This is a genomic window from Actinacidiphila glaucinigra (assembly GCF_035918135.1).
GTDB classification, from domain to species: domain Bacteria; phylum Actinomycetota; class Actinomycetes; order Streptomycetales; family Streptomycetaceae; genus Actinacidiphila; species Actinacidiphila glaucinigra.
Genome location: NZ_CP109144.1, coordinates 7,930,939 through 7,952,503, shown reverse-complemented (window position 1 = coordinate 7,952,503; position 21,565 = coordinate 7,930,939). Strand labels below are relative to the sequence as shown.

16 protein-coding genes and 1 pseudogene are annotated in these 21,565 nt (G+C 70.5%); 5 read left to right on the top strand and 12 right to left on the bottom strand.

Annotated elements, in window-relative coordinates:
• Positions 1-301 precede the first annotated feature (301 nt).
• Both OIE69_RS35920 and OIE69_RS35915 read left to right on the top strand, forming a co-directional pair.
• Entirely contained in the window at positions 302-787 is a 486-nt protein-coding gene (locus tag OIE69_RS35920) for a hypothetical protein (protein ID WP_326578827.1), read from the top strand.
• Between the two features lie 250 nt (positions 788-1,037).
• Positions 1,038-1,727 carry a DUF6882 domain-containing protein gene (locus OIE69_RS35915; RefSeq protein WP_326578826.1) on the top strand — a complete coding sequence of 230 codons (690 nt, stop codon included), beginning with the start codon at positions 1,038-1,040 and terminating at the stop codon, positions 1,725-1,727.
• Between the two features lie 63 nt (positions 1,728-1,790).
• Here OIE69_RS35915 and OIE69_RS35910 read toward each other — a convergent pair whose 3' ends face one another.
• From OIE69_RS35910 to OIE69_RS35880, 7 genes are all read right to left on the bottom strand, one after another.
• A complete protein-coding gene (locus tag OIE69_RS35910; protein WP_326578825.1) occupies positions 1,791-2,546 on the bottom strand; it encodes an SDR family oxidoreductase in 756 nt (251 codons plus the stop codon).
• A 347-nt stretch (positions 2,547-2,893) separates the two neighbouring features.
• Positions 2,894-3,061: a hypothetical protein gene (locus OIE69_RS35905; protein WP_018561957.1), complete on the bottom strand. Its 168-nt coding sequence runs from the start codon at positions 3,059-3,061 to the stop codon at positions 2,894-2,896.
• Positions 3,062-3,440: 379 nt separating this feature from the next.
• Positions 3,441-4,913, bottom strand: coding sequence for a glycerophosphodiester phosphodiesterase family protein (locus OIE69_RS35900; RefSeq protein WP_326578824.1), 1,473 nt, complete (start codon positions 4,911-4,913; stop codon positions 3,441-3,443).
• Positions 4,914-5,123: 210 nt separating this feature from the next.
• On the bottom strand, positions 5,124-6,317 hold the full coding sequence (locus OIE69_RS35895) for an ABC transporter permease (protein ID WP_326578823.1): 1,194 nt from the start codon (positions 6,315-6,317) through the stop codon (positions 5,124-5,126).
• Complete coding sequence (locus tag OIE69_RS35890) at positions 6,314-7,030, bottom strand: ABC transporter ATP-binding protein (protein WP_326578822.1); 717 nt, start codon at positions 7,028-7,030, stop codon at positions 6,314-6,316. Before OIE69_RS35890 ends, OIE69_RS35895 begins: the two co-directional genes overlap by 4 nt.
• Positions 7,027-8,151, bottom strand: a complete 1,125-nt coding sequence (locus OIE69_RS35885; RefSeq protein ID WP_326578821.1) for an efflux RND transporter periplasmic adaptor subunit — start codon at positions 8,149-8,151, stop codon at positions 7,027-7,029. Before OIE69_RS35885 ends, OIE69_RS35890 begins: the two co-directional genes overlap by 4 nt.
• On the bottom strand, positions 8,135-8,761 hold the full coding sequence (locus tag OIE69_RS35880; protein ID WP_326578820.1) for a hypothetical protein: 627 nt from the start codon (positions 8,759-8,761) through the stop codon (positions 8,135-8,137). The genes OIE69_RS35885 and OIE69_RS35880 overlap by 17 nt, the downstream gene beginning before the upstream one ends.
• A 123-nt stretch (positions 8,762-8,884) precedes the next feature.
• Here OIE69_RS35880 and OIE69_RS35875 point away from each other — a divergent pair, with 123 nt between their 5' ends.
• Entirely contained in the window at positions 8,885-9,583 is a 699-nt protein-coding gene (locus tag OIE69_RS35875; RefSeq protein WP_326578819.1) for a response regulator transcription factor, read from the top strand.
• Positions 9,580-11,412, top strand: a complete 1,833-nt coding sequence (locus OIE69_RS35870; protein WP_326578818.1) for a sensor histidine kinase — start codon at positions 9,580-9,582, stop codon at positions 11,410-11,412. Before OIE69_RS35875 ends, OIE69_RS35870 begins: the two co-directional genes overlap by 4 nt.
• 106 nt (positions 11,413-11,518) lie before the next feature.
• Here OIE69_RS35870 and OIE69_RS35865 read toward each other — a convergent pair whose 3' ends face one another.
• From OIE69_RS35865 to OIE69_RS35845, 5 genes are all read right to left on the bottom strand, one after another.
• Positions 11,519-12,208: a DUF4232 domain-containing protein gene (locus tag OIE69_RS35865; protein ID WP_326578817.1), complete on the bottom strand. Its 690-nt coding sequence runs from the start codon at positions 12,206-12,208 to the stop codon at positions 11,519-11,521.
• Positions 12,209-12,604: 396 nt separating this feature from the next.
• Positions 12,605-13,756: a helix-turn-helix domain-containing protein gene (locus OIE69_RS35860; protein WP_326578816.1), complete on the bottom strand. Its 1,152-nt coding sequence runs from the start codon at positions 13,754-13,756 to the stop codon at positions 12,605-12,607.
• Positions 13,757-13,963: 207 nt separating this feature from the next.
• Positions 13,964-15,913 (bottom strand): N-acetylmuramoyl-L-alanine amidase, encoded by a 1,950-nt coding sequence (locus OIE69_RS35855; protein ID WP_326578815.1) that lies wholly within the window; start codon positions 15,911-15,913, stop codon positions 13,964-13,966.
• A 199-nt stretch (positions 15,914-16,112) separates the two neighbouring features.
• Positions 16,113-17,060 carry a hypothetical protein gene (locus OIE69_RS35850; RefSeq protein WP_326578814.1) on the bottom strand — a complete coding sequence of 316 codons (948 nt, stop codon included), beginning with the start codon at positions 17,058-17,060 and terminating at the stop codon, positions 16,113-16,115.
• A gap of 264 nt (positions 17,061-17,324) precedes the next feature.
• Positions 17,325-20,054, bottom strand: a complete 2,730-nt coding sequence (locus tag OIE69_RS35845; protein WP_326578813.1) for a glycosyl hydrolase family 95 catalytic domain-containing protein — start codon at positions 20,052-20,054, stop codon at positions 17,325-17,327.
• A gap of 417 nt (positions 20,055-20,471) precedes the next feature.
• Here OIE69_RS35845 and OIE69_RS44830 point away from each other — a divergent pair.
• Positions 20,472-20,585 (top strand): annotated as a pseudogene (locus OIE69_RS44830) (RNA-guided endonuclease TnpB family protein); the annotation flags it as partial.
• Positions 20,586-21,565: the final 980 nt, after the last annotated feature.

The following is a 21,565-nucleotide window of genomic DNA, read 5'->3' as shown; positions in this document are numbered from 1 at the left end:
CGGCCCGTGGTCATGGGTCGTGGTCTCCCCGGAGCGGGTGTCGACCTTGACCATCGGTCCCGCGCCGCACCCCTCGGTGCCGCCCGCGGCCCTTCCCGAGGTCGCGACGGAGCGGCGGTGAACCACGGGGCGGGGTCGTCCGTCATACCCACGGTCGGCGAGTCCCGAGGGGGTGGTGCGTGTGAAGCCCGCGCGTGTGGTGCGGTGGCCGGCTGCGGCGGGCGCCGTGGTCGCTGTGATCGTCGGATGCGGCACCGCGACAGGAGGCGCGGGGCCGGCGGGACCGCCGGCGCCCCCATCGGTGCTCCGCGACGACTCCGTGCTCTCGGGCGCGGCCGACGAAGTGGACGGTATCGTCCGCTCCCGTTACGAGGACTGGTACGCGGGTACCGTCCTGGATCACCGTCGCGGCGTGCTGACCGTCTACCGCAGGCCGGGAAGCGGCCTGGACGAGGCCGTTCGTTCCCGAGTGTCCGGGGTGGAGCTGGTGTTCGAGGACGCGGCGATGTCGGAGAGGGCCATGCTGGCCCTGGTCCGGAGGATCATGGCCGACGCCGGGTACTGGCGGGACCGGGGCATCCTCGTCACCGGGGCCGGACCGCTGGCGGACGGCTCGGCGGTCGCGGTGACCACCCGGGCGGGCGAGGAGGAAGAAGCGGTGCGGCTGTCCAAGCACTACGGGAGCCGTGTCGTGGTCGAGCGCGGGAGCGCGGTCGCGGTCCCCGCGCCCCGTTTCACACCGCCGCCGAAGGGTCCGACGGCCTCCGCGGCCGTCACAGAACCGTGAGCTGTCCGGTCTCAACGTATGCAGGCCGGCCCGGAGCCGGAAGTCCGTGCCGGTGCCCGGTCGGCCTGCACCCAGGCACGGGGGCCGGCGGGACCGCGTCTCGCGGGCCGCGGCCGCCCTCATCGGAGCCGCCGGACGCCCGCCCCACGGCGGTGGGGCGGGCGTCCGGCCCTGGAGCTTCGTGCGGCGTCGCACGGTGCTGTCGGGGCGGATGCCGGCCGGAGTGGGCCGCCGAGTAGGCTCCGTGGCCATGGCGACGGAATTCGGTGACGCGTTCCTGTACGAGGTGGAGCGGCACGCGGCGTGGGGAGCCGAACAACTCGAGGCGCTGACGGGTTTCCTGCCCGAGGGGCCGTGGACCGCGGACCTGCCGTCCTGTGTCTACCGTCAGGGTGGCCTGGAGTTGCGCGTCGCCGTGCTGGGCACGTACGACACGGAAGAGCGGTCGTGGATGTGGGGCTGGGCCAATCCGGGCCTGGCAGGCACTCCGGTGGTCGCGCTCGCCGAGGAGGCCGAGCGCTTTGGACGCGCCCACGGAATCGCCGAGTTCACCGCCGAGGAGATCGACCTGTCCGGCTTCGCCGACCCCCGGCGCGCCGCCGAGACCCTGGCCTTCGGCGGGATGGGCGTCACCCGGTCCCCCGGCTACATCGGCGTGTCGGCCGGTCCCGGCACACGCGTCTACTTCCTGCCCGACGACACCCGGGTACCGCGCGCCGCGCTCGACCCGGTCGCCCTGCCCCGCACCCTGATGACGGGCGCCGGCCTGATCGGCCACTCGCCCCGCCGGGTCGTCACCGGTTATCTCGACCACCACGGCATTCCGCGCCGGGAAAGCGACCGGCAGGTCTTCGCCGCCCTACCCGGCGGCGACGCGGCCGAGATCGACTTCGATTCCGCGGGCCGGATCGCCGCGGTCCGCCTGACCGTCGGGCGGTGAGCCGACGCGCCGCTGTCGCGGCCCACTGCGGCTGCTCCCAGTGTCCGTCCGCCGCCGAGAAGGTCAGACGGAGTAGCCCCCGTCCACGTTCCAGTTCGCTCCGGTCACGAACCACGCCTCGGGCCTGGCCAGGAAGGCGACGACGCCGGCGATGTCCCGGGGCTGCGCGAACCTGTCGACGGCCGTGACCCGCGTGAGGGCCTCGAGGAACGCGGGGTCGTCGGGGAGCATGTCGGTCTCGGTGGCGCCGACCTGGACGTTGTTGATGGTGATGCCGCGGGGCGCCAGTTCGCGGGCGAGCCCCCGGGTCAGGCCGGCCACGGCCGCCTTGGTCATCGCGTACACCGCGATGCCGCCGAACGGGACCCGGTCGGCGTTGATGCTGCCCGTGGAGATGATGCGCCCCCCGCCCCCGAGGTGCGGGAGCGCCGCCTTGATCGCGGCGAACACGCCCCTCACGTTGACGGCGACCATCCGGTCGAAGTCCTCGAAGGAGAAGTCGTCCACCGCGCCGGCGACGCCGACCCCGGCGTTGTTGACCAGGATGTCCAGGCCCCCGAGTTCCGCGACCGCCCGGTCCACCGCGGCCTTGACGGCCGCCGCGTCCGCGCTGTCGGCCTGCAGGGCCACCACCCTGCCCCCGGCCGCAGAGACCTCCTCGACCAGGGCGTCGGCGGGCTGCCTCCCCTGGACGTAGGTGAAGGCGACCGAGGCGCCCTCGCGGACCAGGCGCCGCACGATCCCCGCGCCGATCCCCCGCGATCCCCCCGTGACGAGTGCCTTCTTGCCCTGGAGGGGCTCCGCTTGTTCCTGTGTCACGTCCGCCGCCTTCCGAGGTGAGCGAGCGCCTTGCGGACCGGGGCCGGTCCGTGACGGCGCCCGCGCACACCGAGCCGATACCGTTGGATGAAACAGCCTAAATCGCACTTCAGCGCATTTACGTGCACGGACGCGCCGGAAGGATGGGGCCGGACCCTGCGACCTGCTCCCGGCGCACCAACTGGGCGTTAATGGTGACGTGGGTGCCGGGGAGGTCCGCTCTGATTCCGAACGCGATGGCGGCGAGCCGCCTCCGGTACGTCTACCCGCAACGTGTCCGGGCAGCGCGAAGGGTGGGGTTCGCGGCCGCATCGCGAACCCCACCCTGGTAGGTGGGAGGCGTCAGCTCACCATCGGTACCAACGACGGCGCCCGCCGCCTTCGGCGGCTCGGAAGACGAACCCGAGGAGCCACACCACCAGCACGATGATGGCGATCCACCACAGCGCCTTGAGGGCGAACCCCGCGCCGAAAAGGATCAGCGCCAGCAACAGAACCAAAAGCAAGGGGACCATTGTGTTTACCTCCTGACCACGCGTCTGCCCCGGCGATTCGTCGCCATGCGTAACCCTCTGCGCGGATGTGGCGAAGGGGTGGGAGGTGCTGCAGTCCGGTGGCTCGGCGACCGCGGGGGCGGCTCTGTCAGTCGCCGCGGTGCGGGATCGTGAAGGCCGGTCCGGGCCGATGTGGGTGAGGGTGCGCAGCGGCGCCGCGGGAAGGGCCGCGAACGCGACCTCGGCGTCAGTGGCCTGCGCGTGACGGCGTGCGCCCGGGCGCGCACTGCGTACATGCGTGTGGCGCAGTCCCAAAGGGGCTGCCCCACACACTGAACCGTCCGGATGCCGGTGGTCGGTCCGGTCCGGCCCCCTCCCCCGGGGGCCGGCCGGGCGAGCGTCAGTGGCGAACCGGCGCGAGCTGGAGGTAGTCGAGGTTCCAGTTCTGGTAGGCGTCCTGCGGAAGGCTGATCCGCAGGACGTGGTGGCCGGCGGTGAGGAACTGCTGCACGCCACTGGCCTGGAGCACCTCCTTGTTGTGGCTCGTGGTGTTCCGCACCTCGACCCGCTTGCTCTCGGTGCCGCCGTCGAAGGAGACGGTGTAGGTGCCCGCGGGCGTGTACGGCGAGGACACCCGGGCCGAGAGCGCGTACGTACCGGAGCGCGGGACGTCCACGTCGTAGGTCAGCCACTCGCCGCCGCGCATCCAGCCGACGCGGACGTTGCCGTCGGCGTTGTCGATGTCGACGTCCTCGCCGGGACGCATCTTCAGTCCGCCCGCGTTCCCGCCGTCGTTGTCGTGGTAGCCCTTGTCCTGGCCGGGGAGGAAGTCCTCGGCCTGCACGCGCACGCCGCCGCGGGGCAGGGGGTCGCCCTCGCCGGTGCGGATCCACGACTCGAACTTCTCGACGTCGTCCGTCTGGAAGACCGTGGTGCGGTAGCTGCGCACCATGGCTTCCCAGCCGCGCAGCGGGTCGATCAGCGACGCCTCGTCGGTCATGCGGTCCGACAGGCCGTTCCACATGGTGTTGTTCCAGACGCGGCTGTGCCGTGCCAGGGCATCGAGGAAGGGCTTGCGGGCGACGGGGTCCTGGATGCTGTCGTAGTTGACCTCGTAGGCCACCGGCTGGTCGTCGCCGAACTCGGCCACCGCCGACAGGTTGGCGTCGGTGATCATGTGCATATAGACGGCGTCCTTGTGGGCCGAGCGGAAGGCCTCGACCTCCGGCACCGGGGCGTCGCTCTTGTAGATCCCGTTGCGCACGGTGCCGGTCCGGGTGAGGACGTCCCAGACCTGCTCCCGGAACGGCCAGCCCTTGTCCAGGTTGACCAGGCCCCGGTTCCTGGCGAGCTTCATCGCCTCCTCGAGCGTCGGGACCCGGGCGTCGGTGACCGCCGCCTGGCCGCCGCCGAGTCCGGCCTTCAGACGAAGCTCCTTGATCTGGGCGAGCGTCATGCCGGCGACCGCGCCGGTGCCGTTCGTGGTGCGGTCCACGGTGGTGTCGTGCATCAGGACGGGAACGCCGTCCTTGGTCAGCTGGATGTCGGTCTCGATGATCTCGGCGCCGTCGTCGTAGGCGGCCCGGAAGGCCGCCAGCGAGTTCTCGGGGGCGTCCCGCCACTGGCCCCGGTGCGCCACAGTGAGGATCTTCGCGTTCGAGCCGTGGTCGAGCAGGTCCCGGTGGGCGCGGACGGCGGCCGTGCTCCCGGACCGTCCCGGGCCTCCGAAGATGTACGACGTGCCGTTCCCGCTCCGGTCGGCGGCGAGGCCGATGTCGGCCGCGGGGCGATCGTCGACAAACCCGGTGAAGCCGGCGACCACCGCCAGAGCGGCGGCAACTCCGGTGAGTCCCTGCATAGTTGATCTCTTCATGGCCCGGAGAGTAGGAAGACGTCGGGAAGGAACGGGATACGCCGCACGCCGCGTCGGAGTCCGCACATTGAATAATCCAGGAGCTTCGCCGGGCAATCGCCGCTCCGTGACATCGTCCTCCGACCCGCAGGCACGGAGATTCCAGCCCGCGCCCGTAGTGACGGATCGCCGGTTCGTCCGGGGGTGGCTCCCGGCACCGCCGGGCCGGCGTCAGACCGCGGACAGGGCCTCCGTCGGGGGCAGCCGCGAGGCGCGCAGGGCCGGGTAGACGCCTGCGACGGCGCCCACGACGATCGCGCCGGCCAGACCGGTCCCGAGCGCGAGGGGTGGCAGGACGGGTGGCCACGACTGGGAGAGCGCGTAGGCGGCCGTGCCCGCCGCGCCGAGCACGGTGCCGCTCAGCCCGCCCAGGACGGACAGCATCACGGATTCCGTCAGGAACTGGCCGCGTATCTGCCGGCGGTTGGCGCCGAGGGCCCGGCGCAGGCCGATCTCGCGGCGTCGTTCCAGTACGGAGACGAACATGGTGTTGGCCACGCCGATGCCGCCGACCAGCAGGGCCACCCCGGCGAGGCCCAGGAACAGGGCGGAGAAGGTGTGCTCGGTGGCGCGCTTGGCGGCCAGGGCGTCGGAGGGGCGGCTGACCTGGACGAGTCCGGGCAGTTCGGGGTTGACGGTGTCGGGCAGGACGTCGCGTACCGCCTCGATCCGCGACTCCCGTGCCTTGACGTAGACCACGGTGGGGTGACCGTCGAAGTCGAGCACGTCGCGTGCGGCGTCCCAGCCGACGAGTACGGAGCTCTCCAGGTCGGGTGTGAGCGGCATCGGCCCGAGGATGCCGATCACGGTGAAGTGGTGCGTGCCGATGGTCACCAGGGGTTCCCGTCCCGGGGCGACGCGGTCGATGCCGAGTCGCTTCGCGGAGCGCGGGCCGAGGACGGCCGTCGGGAAGCGCTCGGTGGCGCGGTCGAGGAACCGGCCGGAACGGACCGTGCCGCCGACCGTGGTCAGCAGGTCGGTCCTGGCGGCGAGCACGCTGAGCCCGATCGAGTCGTTGGGGTCGGCCAGGTCGGAACGCCGCACGGTGGAGTGGGTGTTGGCCACCGCCGTGGCGCTGGTGACCGGGCCGATGCGTGCCGCCATGGCGTCGGCGGCCTCGGGGAGCAGGGCCTTCTGTTCGGCGTCGGGTTGCGGCTGTGCGCGGAGCATGTTCGTGCCGAGCGCGGACAGTTCGTCCATGAGGGCCCGCTGGCTGGAGGCGGGGATGCCGGTGACGACGACCAGTGTGGCGATGCCGATCGCGATGCCCAGTGCGGACAGCGCGGCGCGGGTCCTGCGGGTGCGCAGGCCCAGCAGTCCGAGCCGCAGGACGTCGAGGGGGGAGAGTCTGATCGGTCGGTTCATGCCGGGCTCCAGGCGGCCGCGCGGTTGGCGCTGTCCGAGGCGATCCGGCCGTCGCGCAGCTGGATCCTTCGTGGCAGCCGGGCGGCGATGTCCCGGTCGTGGGTGATGACCGCGATGGTGGTGCCTTCCTGGTTCAGTCCGGTGAGCAGGTCGAGTACGGCGCGCCCGTTGGCGCTGTCGAGGGCTCCGGTCGGCTCGTCGGCGAGGACGAGCGCGGGTTCGTTGACCAGCGCGCGGGCGATGGCGACGCGTTGCCGTTCGCCGCCGGACAGCTGCTGGGGCAGGTGGCGGGTGCGGTGCGCCAGGCCGACCCGGGCGAGCGCCTCTTCGGCGCGGGGGCGGCGTTGCCGTCGCGGCACGCCCGCGTAGAGCAGGCCGGTCGCGACGTTCTCCGTGGCGTCGAGGCCGTCGGTGAGGTGGAAGTGCTGGAAGACGAAGCCCAGCAGCCGCGCCCGCAGTGCGGACAGCCGCCGGTCGGACAGTCCGGCGGCGGCGTGGCCGGCGATCTCGACGGTTCCGCTGGTCGGCCGGTCGAGGGTGCCCATGATGTGCAGCAGGGTGGACTTCCCGGAGCCGGAGGGGCCCAGGATGGCGAGGAGTTCCCCTTCCTCCACGGTGAGCGACACCCCGTTCAGGGCGGTGACGTCGCCCGCGTAGGTCTTGGTCACCTCGTGCACGGCGAGGGCGGGGGCCGGGTGCCCGGTGGTGTTCACGAGGCGGTCACCACCGTCATGCCCTCGCTGACGCCCGCCCCGCTCACTTCCACCATTCCGTCGGCGAACATCCCCGTCTCCACCGCGACCAGGGAGGAGTCGGGGCGCTGCAGCGCGTAGCCGCCTTCGCTCAGGGCCAGAAGCGCGGTGACCGGGACGGCGAGGACGCCCTTGCGGTCGGTGGCGGTGAAGCGGACCTGGACGGAGGCGGAGTCCAGCCCCTTCACGTCGCCGGCGTGCCGCGGCGTGACGGTGACGGCGACCGTGGGGGGTCCCGTCTGCCCGCTCTGGTCGTCGGCGGAACCGCCCTGGACGGCGTGCGCGACGGCGGTGACCGTGCCGGGGACCTCCCGGCTGTCGGGCAGGGTGATCCTGACGCTCTGCCCCGTGCGGAGGGCGCCGACCCCGGAGGCGTCCACGCTCAGCGCCACCGACTTCGCGGTGGTGGTGTACGTCAGCACCTCCCCTTCGACCGGGTCGCCGGGGGTGGCGGTGACGGTGTTGACCCTGACCGGCCCGGGCAGGACGACGGCGCGGCCCGGTGTGAGGGTCCCGGTCGCCTCCTGGCCGGTGTCGCTCTGCCATCGCCTCAGGGCCGCGCTCAGCTCGGGTGTGAACTCGGTGCCGCCGGGCGCCGTACGCGTGGGCGCGCGGTTCGCGGTGTGCCCTGTGTCGTAGCCGAGGGCCCGCAGGTTGTCCTCCAGTACCGTGACGTCCCGCCCGCGCAGCCCCGGCCTGTCCAGCGCCCTGAAGAAGGGGGTGTCGCCGAAGAAGACGGTGACGGGCCGGTCGTTCACCCGGTACAGGGGTTTGCCCCGTACGGCCTTGGCACCGGGCGAGGGCAGTTGGGTGAGCACTCCGGTGCCCGTGCCCTTGAGGGTGCGCAGCGGGCCGTAGCCGAGTGTGCCGGGCAGGGTCCTGTCGGTGGACAGGTCGGTCCTGGTGACCTTGACGGTGTCGAGCTTGACCGGGTGTTCCGGCGCCGTCTGCGGGCTGCCCTGCCGCGAGCTCCACGCGGCGGTGGCACCGCCGGCACCGCCGGCGGTCAGGAGGACGGCCAGGGCCACGGTGAACCGGCGCCGGCGCCGCCTGGGGAGGCGGTGCTCAGCGCTTCTTGCCACCGAAGGCCTCCATCGTGCAGTTCTTGTCGACCTTGGTCTGCTCGGTCTCGCTCATCGTGGTCTGGCCGTCGTAGGTCCAGCCGGAGTTGTCGGCCAGCGCGACGACCTTGAGTCCGTGGGAGTTCAGGCACTTGATGTAGGCGCGGTAGTCGTCGTCGTAGTGCGGGTTCGAGTCGCGGCGCAACTCGGGCGGCTGGAGGGGGAGTTTTCCGGCGCACGTCTTCTCGGCGGCCTTGGCGGTGGGGCTGTTGTCGTGCTGGTCGATGGAGTAGGGGCCGCGGGCCAGGATCATCTTGTGGCCGTGGTCCTTCAGGCAGGTGGCGTAGGCGTTCCAGTAGCGGTCGCGCTCGGCGTCGGAGCTGTCCAGGCGCAGCTGCGGGCGGCCCTGCTCGCTGTCGGCGGCGGGCGTCCCGGACGACGACTGCGGCGCCGCCGAGGGGGTGCCGGTCGCCACCGAGGCGACGTCCTGTTCCCCGGACTGCGTGCCGGACTGCGTGCCGGACGCCGCGCCGGTGCCCCCGGCCGAGCCGCCGCATCCGGCGAGCAGGACGGCGCAGACGACCGCGGCGGCCGCACCGAGTGCGCGGTGAGGAAGGTGTGGGTGGGTCATGCCGCCTGATCGTGGCCGGTGAATGTCGGAAACCTGTCAGGAAGCGATGGGCATCCGGTGGTCCCGCGCGGCCGGAGACCCGACATCACAAATACGACACTTGGCGTACTTATACTCCCGGCCATGAGCGCACACATACTGGTGGCGGAGGACGACGAGAAGCAGGCGCAGCTGCTGCGGGTGTATCTCGAGCACGAAGGGCACTCGGTCACCGTCGTCCACGACGGACGCGCCGCCCTGGAGGAGCTGCGCCGCGACCCGCCGCACCTGCTCGTACTGGACGTGATGATGCCGAAGGTCGACGGGCTCGACGTCTGCCGCATCCTGCGCCGCGAGTCCGACCTGCCGGTGCTGATGCTCACCGCCCGCTGCACCGAGGACGACCTCCTGCTCGGCCTGGACCTCGGCGCCGACGACTACATGTCGAAGCCGTACAGCCCGCGGGAGCTGACCGCCCGGGTGCGTACCCTGCTGCGCCGCGCCCGGCCCTCCGCTCCGCCCGCCCCGGAAACCGATCCGACGCTCACCGTCGGCGGACTGAGCGTCGACCCCTCCCGGCACGAGGTCATCTGCGACGGCACCAGTGTGGAATGCACCCCCGGGGAGTTCCGGCTGCTGGAGACGCTCGCCGCCCAGCCGGGCCGGGTCTTCACCCGCGAGCAGATCCTCGGGCAGCTCCACGGCACGGGCCGCTACTTCACCGTGCGGACGGTGGACACCCACGTCATGAACCTGCGCCGGAAGATCGAACCCGATCCCGCCCGTCCCGTGCGGCTGCTCACCGTGTACGGCGTCGGCTACGTCCTGTCCGACACCGCATGAGCCGCCGTTTCCACAGCAGCCTGGTGGTGCGGCTGCTCGCGCTGTCGGTGCTGGTCTCCGTCTGCTCCATCGCGGCCACCGCCTGGCTCGCGGTCCGTACGACCACCCGGGCGATCCGCCAGGAGCAGGGCCAGGCCATCTCCGACGACGCCCGGATCTACGAAGCCCTCCTCGGCCGGGCCGCCACGCACGCCGACTGGCAGGGTGTGCGGCCGCTCGTGGACCGCCTCGCCCGCGAGACCGGGCACCGCGTCGTCCTCACCACCCGGGACCGCCGGCCCATCGCCGACTCCGCCGACTCCGGCCACCGCACCCCGCTGCCGGACCGGGCCTCGGCGACCGTCGACCCGCTCGCCGTCGACGCCGCCCTCGCCGGGTCCCGAGGAGGCGACCGCATCGACTCCCGCGCCGCCGGCCCCTTCCGTCTGACACAGGCGGAACGGACACGGCTGACCGCACTCGCGCAGCGCCACGTCACCTGCCTGCGCGACATCGGCATCGACGCCAGCGCCGTCACGGCACCCGGCGGACGGCCCCGGGTGATTACGCCGGGCTACAGCGGCACCCGCTGCGCCGAGGACGTGCTGGACCGGCCCACCCGCACCGAGTCCCGTGCTCTCGCCCGGCTCGGCGCCCTGGTCGACGCGTGCCTCAGCCGGCGGGGCGGCGGACCGGTACAGCTCGCGCTGGACCTGACGTGGACGCCCGCGTCGAGAAGCCGCGAGCCGGTGGACGAGGGGCTCGTCGCCTCGTGCCTGGACAGCGCCCGCCGCGAGCAACTCGCCCCGTACGTCGCCCCGGCCGCGCTGCTGTTCATCGGCTCCCCGGAGAACGCCGCCGCCACGTCCCCGTTCGACCTCTCGGCGCCCAACCGCCTCCGCATGGTGGGGGTCGTCGCGGGCGTGCTCCTGCTCACCGTCGTGGTCACCGTAGGCCTGGGCCTGCAGCTGGTCAGGCCACTGCGCGCCCTCACGGCGGCCGCCCAGCGCGTGAAGGCGGGGGACGTCGCCGCGCGCGTCCAGGTGACGGGCAAGGACGAGATCGGGCGCCTCGCCGAGGTGTTCAACGAGATGTCCCAGGAGCGCGCCATGCTGGAGCGGCTGCGCACCGAGATGGTGGGCGACATCGCCCACGAGCTCCGCACCCCGCTGAGCAACATCCGCGGCTGGCTGGAGGCCGCCGACGACGGTGTCGTCCCGGCCGACCGCGCGCTCGTCGGCTCACTGCTCGAAGAGGCGCTCCTCCTCCAGCACATCGTCGACGACCTCCAGGACCTCGCCGCCGCCGACGCCGGGGCGCTGCGCCTGCACAAGGTGCCGTGCGACGTGGACGAACTCATCCGGCAGGTCACCACCGCCCACGGCGGGCGCGCCGACCACGCCGGTGTCGCCCTCTCCGTCGGCGTCGCCGCCGACGGCCTCGGCAGCATCGCCGCCGACCCGGTACGCCTCCGTCAGGCCGTGTCGAACCTCGTGTCCAACGCCGTCCGCCACACCCCGCCCGGCGGCACGGTCACGGTCGCGGCACGCCGGGAGGACGACGCGGTGGTCATCGCCGTCGCCGACACGGGCGGCGGCATCCGGCCCGAGGACCTGCCCCGGGTCTTCGACCGCTTCTGGCGTGCCGAGAAGTCCCGCAACCGCGGCACGGGCGGCAGCGGCCTCGGCCTCGCCATCGTCCGCAACCTCGCGCACGCCCACGGCGGCTCCGTCACCGCCGAGAGCACCTACGGCGAGGGATCGCTGTTCACCTTGCGACTGCCGGGCGGTGAGCCGGGGCGGGAACAGGCGTCCTCGCATCGCGGATCACCGCACGCGGGCGGAACCTGAGCCAGTGGCGCGCGCGAGATGTGCGGCCTCGCGCATCACGGGTTTCCGGCATGGCGGGTGCCGGGGCCAGGCCCCGGCACCCGCCACCGTCACATTCCGTGCCGGGTCAGCGGACGGGGTGAACCGGTCCGACCTTCAGTCCGTGCGCCCCGCGGACACTGCACTCCGAGGCCTTCCACGGCACATCGATCTGGTCCCTCGAGTCCGGCGGGAAGACACCCAGGAACGAAACGCTCTTCAACCGGCAGTCGGAATCGGAGAGTCCTGCCTGCCCGTTCAGGACCTGCGCGTCGGCGACAGCGCGGGAATTGGGGATCAAGGTCACCGTCGTGGCGCGCGTGGTCTCGACGCGGTCGGCGGAATTGCCGATCTCAGCGCCGTCGCGGCCGCGAAAGGACACTCCGGGGAAGCCGGTCAGGGTGCACGGCGCGGTGCCCGTGTTCCGGAAGGCCAGCTCGAAGTGCGTTGTGCCGGCGCCGGTTTCCTGGTTCTCCACGGAGACCCGCAGGCTTCCGGAGGTGCACCGCTGCGGCCCGCCGTCGCGACCCGTGCCGGAATCCGTGTCCTGCGCGCCTGAACGGTCACGCGACGCCCCCTCGTCAGCCCCCTCCCCTCCGCCCGCTCGCCCCTGGGAGGCGGCCGACGAATCACCGCGCGAAGACGACGCGTCCGAGGCGGTCGCCACCGGAGAAGAACCCGAGGGGCCGGCCTTGTCCGTCTCCGGGCCGCAGGCGGTCAGCGCTGCCACAGCCAGAACGAGTACGGGTACGACGCGAGCGCCGGTCGAGACCTTCATCAATAGCCTTCTTTCCATGTGGTTCAAGGGAACCTCCCCCGTCACAACCGCAACTCTGACAAAGGATGCGGACGCGACGCCACCAAAAAGGACCTCCGTGACTGCGCCATTGGTGAGCAGTTACGGTCCCAGGACATTGGGAACTTGGCCGCGTCAAGCTTCACAATTCATCGAAGTAAATCCGCGCCAGGGCCAATACATTCTGGCACCCCCCTTCTATACGAGCCTGCCACGTCGCGGGTAGGAACGGGCGGTTGGCGCTATCGAATTCCCCGCCGCGCGTTCGGCTGAGCCTCAAGCAGGCGGTCCGGCCACAGAGGCGGGGGGACACGGCCGTTTCCCGACCGGGCGCGTGGAGACCCCGGGCGGAGCCCTGGCGCCGCCCGACGACACCGGCTACCGGACGTCGCGGTTCTGGCCGTTCGCGCCGTCGGCGGCTCTGCGATCCCTCACGTATACGGCGGGCGTGGCGCCGTACGCCGACTTGAAGCGCCGGATGAAGTGGCTCGTGTCCGAGAAGCCCCAGCGCGCCGCGATCCCGGCGATCCCCGCCGCGGAGTCCGGGTCCACGAGCTCGTCGTGGGCCCTCTGCAGGCGACGACTGCGCACGAACGCCATGACGGAGTCGTCCCCGGCCGAGAAACTCCGGTGGAGCGTCCGAAGAGACACTCCCACGTGCCGGGCGACCATCGCCGGAGACAGGTCCGCGCTTTCAAGATGCTGTTCGATGGCGTACTTGGCGGCCGTCACGATGGCTCCGGGGTCGTCGTCGAGCGTCGAACCGGGACGGTCCGAGAAGATGCTCGAAAGCAGGCTCGCGCAGGCGTCACGCGCCATCTGCCGTGCCGTGACCGATGTCTCCAGTTCCCGGCTGCTGCTCTTCACCGCTTCGAGGTAGTTGAGGAGGAACCGGACCTCGGGTGCGGCGATGTCCGACACGCATGACCTGCCGAACTGCTTTCCCGATCGGACGTGCGATAGCACCAGGTGGCGCGGGACGGCGATGACGTGCACGTTCGTGGCCGGCGCGCAGGAGAATTGCCACGAGGCCTTCGTGTCGCGAATGCAGATCTGCCCCGGCTTGACGTCGTACGTCTCCTTGCCCGCCCGGAACTCGATCCAGCCCGAGGTCACCACGTCCGCGACAATCGGATCCTGAGGCAGGTTCTTCCCGGAGACCCCGGTCAGTGAGTCGACGTAGACCTGGGCGGACAGCAGTCCGTCGATGAGCTGGCCGTGTGCGTTGAAGCGGAATCCGCGTGCCGCAGCGGCGTGCGGAACGGCAAGGCGCGTGAGGTGCGAGAAGGGGCCGCTCTCCCCGAACGGGTTGTGTTCCTGGTGACGGAAATGCCGCTCGGAGGATTCCGCCTGCTCGGCGGTCAGGCGCATACCGGCCCGGTAGGTGATGGTGCTGTCGGAACTCGGCGTGGAGTTCGCGGAACCCGCCGATCGCTGGTCTTCCACCTGATCCCCCACACGATCACTTCGAGAGCCTCCACCGGAGGTGTCGAGTGACCGCTGCCTTACCGATTGATCCGTACTCGCCACGGGCGCTACCACTCTGGTGCCGTGGTCCACTGCGACTGCAGCCTAACAACTAGTTCGGATTTCAACAACTTGCCGCTCGCACCGGTCACGAATTCCACCCACCGGGACGGCCGGTCAGGGCACTGCTGAACGCACCTGAAGCGCGTGTGGTGGTGTCCGGGGCGCGGATGCCCCGGACACCACCACACGGTTCTGTCTCGTGGTGCGTCAGCTGTGGCCGGGAGGGTTGGCCGGGAGCTGGGCGGTGACGTCGCCCTCGTAGACCAGCGCGGTCCGGTGGTTGTACTGGATCGTGTACATCCTCTTGGCGCCGAAGACGACCCTGCCGTCGGCCTTGAAGTAGTCGTCGGTCAGGGCCGGCGCCGCGGTGGCGACGTAGGCCTGACCGGACGGGATGCCGTACACGCTCAGCGGTGCCTGCGTGGAGGCGCCGTAGCCGGCCGGGTACTCCGCGGCATCCGGGTAGCTGGAGCCGTACACCTTCACCGGCGGGACGTCGGTGGTCCTGCCGCTCCTGACGATGGTCACGCCGTGGGCGGGGACGGTGTTCCGGCCCTTCGGGTTGTGGAACCACACCTTGCTGCCGCTGAACCAGATCGCGGTCCAGGCGCCCCGCTTGCCGGCGACCACGAACTGCTGGCCGGCCTGGGCGGTGCTGCCCCAGTCGTTGATCCGGTCGGTGCCGTCGCCACCGGAGTGGATCGCCTGGTCCCCGAACAGGGGCGCGGTGGCGCTCGGCGCGGTACGCAGGTGGACGAAGTTGGCGGGCTGCTCGACGTCCGCGCAGGCAGGGGTGGCGCCGGTCGGGTCGTCGGACGGGCAGACCTGGACGGTCCGCCGGTTGCCGGCGAAGCCGGGGGCGATGGTCACGACGCTGCCGACCCCGCCGACACCGTGCCTGCCGGTCAGCGGGGCGCCGACCAGGGCCATGAAGTGCTCCCAGTCCCAGGACGGTCCCGGGTCCCAGTGCATGCCCGACACCGTCGCCGACGTCGGTCCGACGACGTTGTCGTGCCCGATGATGTGCTGCCGGTCGAGCGGGATGTCGAAGCGCTCGGCCAGGTACTTCACCAGCTCCGCGGTCGCCTCGTACTGGGCCTCGGTGTACCAGGTCGCCCCGTGTGCGGCGTAGCCCTCGTGCTCGATGCCGATGGAGTGCATGTTGGTGGAGTAGTTGCCCGCGTGGAACGCCAGGTCCTTCGTGGGGACCATCTGCGTGACCGCGCCGTCGGCGGACCGCATCACGTAGTGCGCGGAACTGCCGCCCGCGGTCTGGAACGTGGCGATCGCCGACTCGTACGAGGACTCGGTGTCGTGAATGACGATCGAGTCGATCCGGATCCCGTTGGCCGGACGGTCGGAGACCTGGCCGTTGGACGGGGCGGCCGGCACGAAGGTGCAGTCCACGGTGGTGGGGCACTCGGTGCCGGTCGTCGCCGCCGAGGCCAGGCGCAGTCGGTCCAGCTGGCCGGTGGCCGGCCTCACTCCCGTCGCGGGCGCCAGCGCCATGCGCTGTCCGTCGGCGGTCGTGCGCTTCACGCCCTTCTTCAGCGTGGCGTAGACCCGGTCGGCGAACGCTCGGGCGCCCTGCCGTTGGGTGGACTGGCTGTAGCGGGCCACCGCGCCGTACCAGTCGTCCGGATCCGGCGAGGCCTTGCCGCCGGTCGACTCCTGATACGACGCCAGCAGGGCGGCGCCGCCGCGGATGTTGGCCGTCGCGTCGGTGCGCAGTTCCTTCGCGGACAGGCCGGTGAGCTTGGCCGCTGCCTGGAGCGTGTGCAGCGCCGGGTCCGCGGCCAGCGTGGCCACCTCCGCCCGTCCGGCCATGCCCGCGTCGCCGGCGGAGAGCATCGACGGTGTCACGTCCGTGAGATGCATCGGCCCGAAGCCGCCATCCGTGCTGTGCCGCCCGGCATGCGCGTCCCATGCCGACTGCTGGTAGGCCACGGCCAGCAGCACCTGCTCCGGTACGTCGAACTCCGCGGCCGCGGCGGCAAAGTCGGCCTGCCGCGTCGATGTGTCGGGGGACCTCTCACTCGTCGCCTGTGCCACCACCGGTACCGCCACCGCGCCGGCCACCGCGAGTGCCGCGGCCGCGAGCAGCAGCGGCCGACGCCGCTCGGCATGCCGCCGGCGAGGGGTTCTCTCTGTCGTCATCAATTATTCCCGAGTGTGTCTGAGACGGTCATGTAGCCCTGTGGGCAAGCTGACTGACACGGCATGAGCCGTTCTGCGCGGCGCTCCGGAATCTCTACGGAGGTGTGCCTGCCGTCTGTCGACGCCGAACAACGTCCGGCGTTCGCTCGCAATCGACCTGAGGACGATCGGTGACGCTAGCAGAGAGCGCCGGACGGAATCAAAAGAACTCGGTGCCGCCGGTGGAATTCCCGTGGGTTGTGAACATACCGTGGAAGTCTGCCGTTTCGCGCAGCGCTTCCCGACGCCGACTCCGGCGCCAAGGCACAGGAATTACATAATTGGCACTGCCATTACATGCGGGATCGAATGGCGGCCGTTGCCGTGTGTCCTCACCGGAGAGTCGGGGTTCTCGGTCACTTCGCGCTGCCGCCGTTGACGCACTCGGCTGCTGCGGACTGCGGACGTGGTAGCGGGCCGCTCGTCCGCGAGCGGGACTCGTCGGCGCGCCGGCTTCCGCGCACGCCTTGCCCAGCAGGCCGCCACCAGCTCCTACGGCCTTACCCCCGAGCGGGTCTGGGCGAGCGCGGCCGCGCTGCCGGCCCTCGTCGGCGTGCTCCTCGGCGCGCTGGCTCTGACCTCCTTCGCGGGCCGTATCGGTCGTGACACCCAGGCGGACACCGTTCACGTCACGCACCACCAGGGTGCGGTACGTCCTGCCGTACGAAAGGGTCGTCAGCAGTCGAACGGTGGCGATCCGGTTCAGGTCGACGGACCGCTCGCCTGTCAGGGTGTGTGCGGTCAGGCGCGACGACGTGTGTCGGAACGGGGCTCGCTCCTCGCCCAATGACGTGAGCAGGCCGAAGCCGAGGAGCCCGGACAGCAGGCCGAGATAGAGCGGTGTGCTTTCGGGGACTGCACCGGTCCGGGCCAGTCCGTAGCCGCCGAGGGGCAGCAGAAGGACCGCGACCGCGAGACCCGCTCCCATCCGTGCACGCGCCACGTTGCCGGTTGTGCTTGCCGCCACCGATGCCGCCGTTTCTGTCGCCACACTGCAGCATGCATGCACGGCGGGCCTTTCCGCGCTGCCGGTGTCCGGCAACATTTCGTCAAAGATTTCCGGGGGCGCGGGTCGGCGGTGGTGACCTTGCCAGTGGATCCAGGGCATGGAGCGACGACGTGGTGCTCGTCCGGTCCGGCCGGTGCGCCGGGTGATCCGGAGCGTTCCGGGTGCCGTCCCGCCGCGTCCCCGGTCAGAGCCGGCACTCCGGTCGGACAGTCCCGCATGACCCTGGGTTCCGTGAGGTCCACGGACAGGGTCGGCGAGCGCCTCACAGCGTGAGGGCCGTGCGGTTCCATGGGCTCGGCCGGGCATCGGCCCAGCCCATGGAACCCGACCGGGGGCACGTCCCGCCCCGGGTCCACGGACGCCCTACGGTGTGATGCGCAGGGCGTCCACCATCCCCACCGAGGTACTGCGGTTGACGATGCGGATGGTGTGCGTTCCCTGGGTCAGTCCGCTGCGTTGCCAGACGGTCTGCTGCACCTGCCGTGCGCCGGAGACCCGCAGGTCCACCGTCGCTTGGAAGGCGCCGTCGAGATAGACGTCGACCGGTCCCATGTCGCCGTTGCGTTCGGAGATGTAGGCGATTCCCGTGCCGGTGAAGGTGTACTGGGCCGCGGCGTTGACCGTCGTGCTGTGGTGGGTGTCGTCGTTGTAGTCGCCGTAGCCGCGCCCGCTCGTCGCGTGCCAGTTGCTGTCGTAGGTCAACTGGCTGTTGTTGACCATGGGGTTGGGGGTCCGCGCCATGCCCAGGGTGGAGGTGGTGCCGCTCAGGGACTTCTCCCCCTGGTTCGCGGAACCGGTGAGCCGTACGGGGGTGTAGGAGGACAGCGGCTTGGCGGTGCGTTCCACCACGTACACCCTTCCGGCGACCGTGGGGAGGTCGAACTCGGCCGCGCCGGTGGTGAGTACGGTCGCGCCACCGGTGACGTCGCGGACCCTCAGCTGCTGGCTCCCCCACGGGTTCACGACCCGCGTCGTGTTGCCGTACAGGCTCTTGATGCCGACGTACTTCACCTCGCCGGCCTCGCGCTCCGAACTGACCGTGAAGCCGCCCTTGGCCAGCAGGGTGAACCGTCCCGTGAAGGAGGAGTCGCTCGGCGCCGCGGGGAAGACCCGGATCTTGTCGTTGTAGGACTGGAGCAGCGACTCGTTGAGGGCGGCGAGGTGCACGCCGAGGTATTCGAAGACGCCGTTGGTGTTGTCGGTCATGCCGTTGGGATAGGTCTGGTACTTGCGGAGCATCGTCTTCATGCCCTGGTACGCCTGGTCGCCCAGCCCCAGCCGGGCCGCCTGCACGGCGTCGTTGGCCCAGACGTTGCCGTACGGGAAGGGTCGCGCGTTGAAGGTGTTGACGGCCTTCTGCTGGTCCGGGAAGCCGATGCCGGTCCGGTCGTAGGGCCAGATGATCTCGGCCGCCACGTTCTCCCCGTTGCGGGTCTGCGCGAGCGGCGGGGTGTGCGGGAGGTAGACGTCCGCGGTGGACGGATAGGCGATCAGGCTGTCCACGATCCGCTGCCACTGCGGCCGCAGGTCGGCGTCCAGGCCCAGGGACTGGGACGCGCGGATCGCCAGGGGGAACAGGGTGCGCACCGCCGCGAGGTCGGTGATGGCGTTCGGGACGTTCCAGTACGTCTCGTGCGCGTGCGAACTCGCCACGTGGTATTTGCCGGACGCGGAGTCGTAGGACAGCTTCGCGGCGTAGAACTTCACCACGTCCCGCATGAAGGGGTAGGCGGTGTTCCGCAGGTAGGCGGAGTCGTTGGTGTACGCGTACTGGAGATACATGTTGTACGCGGCCTCGGTGCCCGTCGACCAGATGTTGTCGGTGAAGTCGCTGTTGACGGTGCCGCGGGCGTTGCCGTCCCAGCCCATGGTCTCCGGCACCCACAGCCCGTCGACGTTGTAGCGGGTCCGGGTGTAGGCCTTCAGCGCCGTCGCGTTGCGGCTGTAGAGGCGGTTGAAGCCGGCCAGAAGGTCGACGTGGTCGGAGGCCAGGAAGGAGTTGTAGACGTCGCGCTGGTTCCAGAACCAGTAGGCGTTGCTCCATTTGGTCTGGTCGCGGGTGGCCCGGAACACGCCGTTGATGAGGTGGAACGGATTGGTCCCGTATCCCCCGGAGGCGATCATGTACGTGCTGAGGTAGTAGATGTTCTCCAGGTAGTCCGCGTCCCCGGACAGCCCCGAGTACTGCACGAACGACTTGCCCCAGAAGTCGTGCCACCAGGACCGGAAGTCGCCGAGCGTCGCGCTGTAGCCGCGGCTCTTGGCCGATGCGAGCGCGCGTTTGGCCTCGGCCACCGAGTCGTGGGAGGGCGCGTTGAGCCGGGTGCTCGCGGTGAACCAGACGGTGTAGCTGCGCGAAGGGGTGATCGACAGCCGGACGTTCCGGCCGTCGACGACGCGTGCGCTGTAGGCCGCTCCCTCCACCGTGGCCGCCAGGGTGTAGCCGAAGTTCTGCGGGTCGGTCTGGCCGCGGCTGATTCCGGCGCCCGTGGAGTCGGCGTACGTCGAGACCGTCTTCCAGGTGTTGAGGTCGGGCACGTCACCGCTGTTGCCCAGCTGGGAGACGTCCCACAGGCCGAGGTCGAGGGTGACCGCGGAGACCCCGGAGCGCGCGTCCTCGACGTGCACGCCCATGACCTCGGAGTTCGGCACGCCCATCACCGTCACCGTGCGGTTGGCGTCGTACGTGGTGGTGAGGGTGCCGTCGTAGAGCGACAGGCGTTGCTGGTAGGTGCTGTAGCCGCTCTCGAGCGCCGGGGTCGTGGACAGGTTGAGCAGTCCCGCGCCGAAGGCCGTCTGCTGCGAGGTGTCCACGCCGGAGACCTGCATGGTCAGCCCGTTGTTCTGCCAGGCCATGGCACCCGTACGGCCGTTGCCGACGGTCAGCCCGTGCAGGGGGTTGGTGGTGGGCCGGTTGTAGACGAGGTCGTGCTTGGAGAGGTAGGCGGCGCGGTCCACGTTCAGGGCTCCGGTGGCGGAGTCGAACGCGGCGTCCGTGGGTGCCGCGGCGGCCGGGGCCGAGAGGCCGACGGCGGTCGCGGTCATGATGCAGACGGCTGCGAGTACGGCTCGCACGAGTCTGCGCAGTCTCATCGAATGCCCTCCCTGCTGGTCGTGGGGGTGACGGCCGGTGCCGGACAGCGTGGGGCTGGAGCGCGTCCGGTCAATGTCGAGCCCGATTGATCGGATGACTCGACCGGACGGCTTCCTCGGCGCACTCGATTCCCCACGCCGTACGAGGGCACGGAGAAGCGGTGCACCGATCGGGACGTATAGCCGAAAGATCAGAACAGGGCGCATGAGACTGTTGGTTCTCGAAGCGCCTGAGACAAACGGAGGTGCGGCGTGCGGGTACACCACGGCGTCGGCATGGCCGCGTCAGAGGAAGTGAACATCGGATGTATCGACCGGTCAACACTCAGCGCAAAACGTCCGGCCGATGAGGTCGGCCGGACGTGCCGCCGTCGACGGTGCGACGCCCGCTCCTCGCGGTGGTGCGTCGCGGCCACGGACTCCGCGCGCGTGATGCTGGTCCGGGCTGGTCTCAACCCGGCTGGTGCTGATCGCGTAAGCGCTGGTGGACCGCTGGTCCCCAGCCCACGTGAGCCAGGAATCCCTGTCCTTCAGGACGGGGAGGACGTCAACCGTTGGTCGAACCGGTCCGAGGCCGAGTCGATGCACGTCGCGCTCGGCGATGATCCTGCCGGCGTCTCGTTCAAGGACATGCTGCGCCACGCCGTCCAGGCGGCACAGAGCGGTTGAGCGACCGCAGCAGCTGGTGGAGGGCACCGTCGGCGCTCCCCAAGCCGGCCGTGCCACCGAGCGCGGCCCCATCCCATGCCGACGCTGCGGCCGCAGGCGAACACCGGGGAGTTCGGATGCGACATCGCCCCGGATTTCAAGTTCCCCAATTTTTTTGATTCTCGCCGCTCACGCCGCGATTGCATACCCAAATGCCCCGCAAAGGGAATCCGAAGTGACGCAGTCTTTGTCAATTTTGATTCGCTTGAATAAATTAATCTTATCCTGCCCCGTAATGCTTCATCGACGTCGGGAGTCCGTTCCGGATTCACTCCAAGGTGTACCGACGCAGAACCCGGAAAATCTCGCAGAGTAGGGCTGGAACGGCCCTGAGCTGGGAGAATGCCAAGATTGACGCCTCCCGGGGTCCGTAACAGATTTCTCGACGATGCCCCGTTCGGCGGACCTTCACGGCAAAGCGTGAATGACTTCCGAGTGGCTATCGGCTAGCTTCGATCTCGCATCAGGAAATTCCCGTCCCCAAGGGAGGAATGCAGTGAAAGGTCTTGCTCGAGCCGCGGCTACGGTGGCACTGGCGGTATCGGCCATGGGGGTTCCCATGGCAGGTGCGGCGCTGGCCACCCCCGCGAACTGTTCGGGGTGTGGCTGGGACGACGGCTGCGGTGGCCGCGGCTATGACCGCGGAGACTACGGCCGTGGTGGCTACGGCCATGGAGGGTACGGCCATGGAGGATACGGCGGTGGAAGCTACGGCCGCGGAGGACACGGCGGTGGAGGATACGGCCGCGGAGGGTACGGCGGTCGAGGCGAGGACTTCGGCTACTTCAGGTTCACCAACAAGT